This window comes from Silvanigrella sp. (genome assembly GCF_044369315.1).
Classification (GTDB): domain Bacteria; phylum Bdellovibrionota_B; class Oligoflexia; order Silvanigrellales; family Silvanigrellaceae; genus Silvanigrella.
The window spans coordinates 1-4,454 of the sequence record NZ_JBIPMD010000258.1 but is presented as its reverse complement, the minus strand read 5'-3'; the positions used below and the strand labels follow the sequence as shown (position 1 = coordinate 4,454).

Below are 4,454 nucleotides of genomic sequence, written 5' to 3'. Positions count from 1 at the left end.
TTTAAAAGTCATTTGCCTATTTGGGAGCAATTTAGCTCCCTCGCTGGATAATTGCGCCTAGAGGGGACATTCTTGAAAAGTAACAACCCAATCTTTCGTAGCTCCTAATTATTTGCAACAGAACCTTATAATCATACGATCAGTATGCTTCCACTTGAATTCCATCCCCACTCCCTCAAACATCACTCAAAAAAAGATACCTTACTCTTACTTGCTCTGTTTTTGCAACAGAACCCTTTTTAGTTCAAGAATTTAATGATAAAGATGAAATTCGTCTTCCGGCATTTGTAATTCCTGAAAAATTTAAACATGTAAATTTAGAAAATATTCAAAAAGCTACTGGCGATATTGAAAAACTCCAATCTATTTTAAAATCAATTCATCCTTGGTCAGCACTTCATTATGGAATGACTAGTCTTGATGTTATCATAAGAATGTATATAAAAACCATTCCTGAATATTTTGGAAATAGCACTGAAATTCAAGTGTTAACTCCACAAACAAGAGGAAGTCTTGGCACTCATAATCTTAATACAAGACTACAATCAGCCACTAATCCCGAAAGAAATGGGGTTAAACAGATAAAAATTGGGGATCGCATTTATCGCGAAGGCGACAGAGTTATTCAAACAAAAAATAATTATGATCTTGAAGTTTATAATGGAGATATTGGTAGAATAAAAAATATTGATTTAGAAAATTATAAATGTCATATTCAATTTAATAAACAAAATCCCATAATTTACGAAAAAGAAGATTTAACAGAAATTACTCTTGCTTACGCAATTACAATCCATAAATCACAGGGTAGTGAATTTGATGCGATTATTATTCCAATTTCTACGCAACATTATAATATGCTCTTTAGAAATTTGATCTACACAGGTTTAACAAGAGCAAAAAAACTTTGTATTTTTGTTGGAAGTCGAAAAGCTTTAGCTTTGGCCGTTAAACAAATTGATAATCGTATGCGCCAAACTGCTTTAACACTATTAATTGAAGAATAATCCTCAATTGTTCCAATGTTTTTTTGTAATTCATTTTTTTATTCTATTACTAATTTGAATTTATTCAAGAATTCTTATAAACTTAAACCCTTCATTATAGAAGAAGTCTGATAAAGATCAAAAATAAATCCAACAGTTGATATGCTAATTACATTCGAATCACTATAATGGCTTGATTTTTTAGGAATTTAGATTAAATATGGAATTTAACGAGTCCATATCGTAAGAGGCTCTTCAACGCAAATTTGGAAATAAAATCATGTTCGAAATTCTAGAATATTACGATCTGGATAAATCTGGTTTACAAAATAAAATTGAAAAAGTCCTTTCAAAAATAAAAGAAGGTGAATTTAAATCCGCTCAGATAAAAAAACTTACCGGCACAGAATATTATAGAGCAAAATTAGACGATAGTAACAGACTATTATTTAAAATTTCCTCTCATAAAGATAAAGCTTACCTGCTTCTATTGGAAACAATTCGCAACCACAATTATAGTCGTTCCCGATTTTTAAATGGAGCTTCTGTGCTTGAAAAAAGCATATTGGAAGAAAAATGGGAAGATGCGCACTCCCCACAAAATACCGAAGAGTTATCACTTCGATTTGTAAATACGAAACATTCCCAATTCCATTACTTGGACAAACCTATTTCCTTTGATGAGTTTCAAAGTGAACTTTTTTCCTCTTCTCTGCCTTTGATTGTTGTAGGTTCAGCAGGAAGTGGAAAAACAGCCATCATGCTTGAAAAAATGAAACAATTTGAAGGACGAATTTTATATGTAACTCTTTCACAATTTTTATCAGAATCTGCACGAAATTTATATTTTTCTTATGGTTATCAAAATGAAAAACAAGAGATAGATTTTTTTTCTTATAATGAGCTTGTTGAAAGCATCTTTGTGCCAGAAGGAAAAGAATGTTCTTACGATAAATTTAAAAATTGGTATTTAAAACAAAAATCACCTTTTTCTTCAAAACTTTCAAGAAAGGTATTTGAAGAATTTAAAGGGGTTTTAACAGGGACATCTTTTGATAAACCCTACTTATCAAAAGAAGAATACTTGGGATTAGGTATAAAACAATCCATATTTTTAGGCGAAGAACGGGTGGATATTTATTCTTTATTTGAAAGATACTTGAGTTTTTTAAAACAAGAAAATCTTTTTGATATTAATATTGAAAGCTACCAAGTATTAAATAATATTTCACCTTCTTATAACTATATTTGTGTAGATGAAATCCAAGATTTAACAACAATTCAAATCACCTTAATACTGAAATTCTTACAAGATAAAGATAACTTTTTGCTTTGTGGAGATTCAAATCAAATTGTACACCCAAATTTCTTTTCCTGGTCAAAGGTAAAGAGCTTCTTTTTTAAAAATGAACTTTCACCAAATGAATTGATAAAAGTTTTACAACATAATTACAGAAACGCTATTTCTGTAAATAACTTAGCAAATAATTTATTAAAAATAAAACAAAAGCGTTTTGGTTCAATAGATAAAGAAAGTAATTATCTTGTACAATCTGATTCTTCTTATAATGGTATAATCGATTTTTATAAAGACATGGCTAGCATCAGAAAAGACTTAAACGAAAAAACACGACGTTCCACTAAGTTTGCCATTATCACCTTAAATGAAGAGCAAAAAGAAATTGCTAAATCGGTGTTTAATACACCCTTGGTTTTTACAGTATATGAAGCAAAAGGTTTAGAATATCCTAACATTATTCTTTTTAATATGGTCAGTGAAGCTCAAAATGAATTTAAGGAAATTTGCTCTAATGTTGAAAAACAGGATCTTGAATCCACACATATGCAATATATTCGAGCCAAAGATAAATATGACAAATCAGTAGAAGGATTAAAATTTTATATCAACTCCTTATATGTCGCAGTAACAAGAGCAACAGATGGAATTTATTGGATCGAATCTGCAACGCAACAACCCTTATTTTCTTTGATTGGACTAAAGGAAGTTAAAGAAAAAATTACTTTAAAAGAAGAACAATCTTCTATAGATGAGTGGCAAAAAGAAGCTCGAAAGCTAGAATTACAAGGAAAACAAGAACAAGCCAATGATATTAGAAAAAATGTTTTAAAACAAATTCCAGTCCCTTGGAAAATAACAACGATGGGAGATGTAGAAAAGCTTTTGAGAAATGATTTAAAAACGTTTGCATTCGATAAAAAAGCTCAAAGATTTTTATTTGAAATGGCATATGCTTATCAATGGAAATTTCTAATGCCCATGCTAATAGAAGCTAAATATTCTCTTGCTACAAATCATAACGAGGCCCGCTCTTATATTTATAATAAGTTTTACAGCAATTTAAAAAAAGCTAATTTGAATCAATTAAAAGAACTGATATTTAAACATGGAGTTGAGTTTCAAAATCCACTTGGTGAACAGTCCTATTCTATCGCTGCAAAATTAGAGGAAATAGATATTTTGCGTGAATTGATCAGTTGGGGAGCTGCAAAAGACTCCTTCGATCTTTCTGGGAGAACTCCTTTTGGAAATTTACTTTATGCTTTTCTAAATAAATCTCTTATAAAAGAAGATCAATTTGAAGAGCTGTTTCGGATTTTATCTCCTTCATCAATCAGCTTAAAGTACAAAAATAGATTAATTAAAATTGATCAAAAGTCACCAGAATTTATGTTTATACAAATTTTATTGACTCTTCTAACTGATTTTATCTTTAAAGAAGAAATTGTTGGTTCAAAGATCTATTTCAATTCTGAAATACTAACAAAAATTGTAGAGAAATTTCCTGATTTTATCTTTCCTGAATGGAGAAAAAAAAGATCTTATATTTCCTCGATTCTTTCAAAAAATGAAATTGAAAAAATCAATATTTCAGGAAAAGCTTCCGCCGAAAGCAAAAGGATTTTTGTACGCCTGAGAACTGGTCTTTATATTTTAAATCCATCTCTTGAAATCTTAAGTGGAAATCAATGGATAGGGATTTTATCCTTATTTCCTTATGAAATATTTAGCAGTACTCTCAAATTTTCGGATGTTTCTAATAGCATTCACTTTATGAAAGATCTTAGAAATAAAATAGAATTAAAAAATTCTACTATCTCTTCAGATAAAAGTTAATTTGGAAATTTTAAAGTCCATACATAAACGCACATAACTCTCCTCATTTCTCGACCTAGAAGAGATTAGATCGGCGGCACTTTGATCTTCCCCCAATTTTATAGACACAATTAACCGACCTTTTTCATTGGTCTAGTTATTTCAAATATAACTGGAGACAGATATCCATTCGACGAATGCTTTCTAACACGATTGTAGTAAACTTCAATATATTGAAAAATACGGTTCTGTTGCAAATAATTAGGAGCTACGAAAGATTGGGTTGTTACTTTTCAAGAATGTCCCCTCTAGGCGCAATTATCCAGCGAGGGAGCTAAATTGCTCCCAAATAG

General features: G+C 30.2%; 2 protein-coding genes. Both read left to right on the top strand.

Features of this window, described 5'->3' with window-relative positions:
• Window positions 1-407: 407 nt before the first annotated feature.
• On the top strand, window positions 408-1,007 hold the full coding sequence (locus tag ACIQ56_RS14920) for an ATP-dependent RecD-like DNA helicase (RefSeq protein WP_397601838.1): 600 nt from the start codon (window positions 408-410) through the stop codon (window positions 1,005-1,007).
• 259 nt (window positions 1,008-1,266) lie between these two features.
• On the top strand, window positions 1,267-4,122 hold the full coding sequence (locus ACIQ56_RS14915) for a UvrD-helicase domain-containing protein (RefSeq protein WP_397601837.1): 2,856 nt from the start codon (window positions 1,267-1,269) through the stop codon (window positions 4,120-4,122).
• The last annotated feature ends 332 nt before the right edge of the window (window positions 4,123-4,454 follow it).

Coding starts and splice junctions, on each gene's coding strand:
- ACIQ56_RS14915 (WP_397601837.1), top strand. CDS start 1,267: ATGTTCGAAATTCTAGAATATTACGATCTGGATAAATCTGGTTTACAA.
- ACIQ56_RS14920 (WP_397601838.1), top strand. CDS start 408: ATGACTAGTCTTGATGTTATCATAAGAATGTATATAAAAACCATTCCT.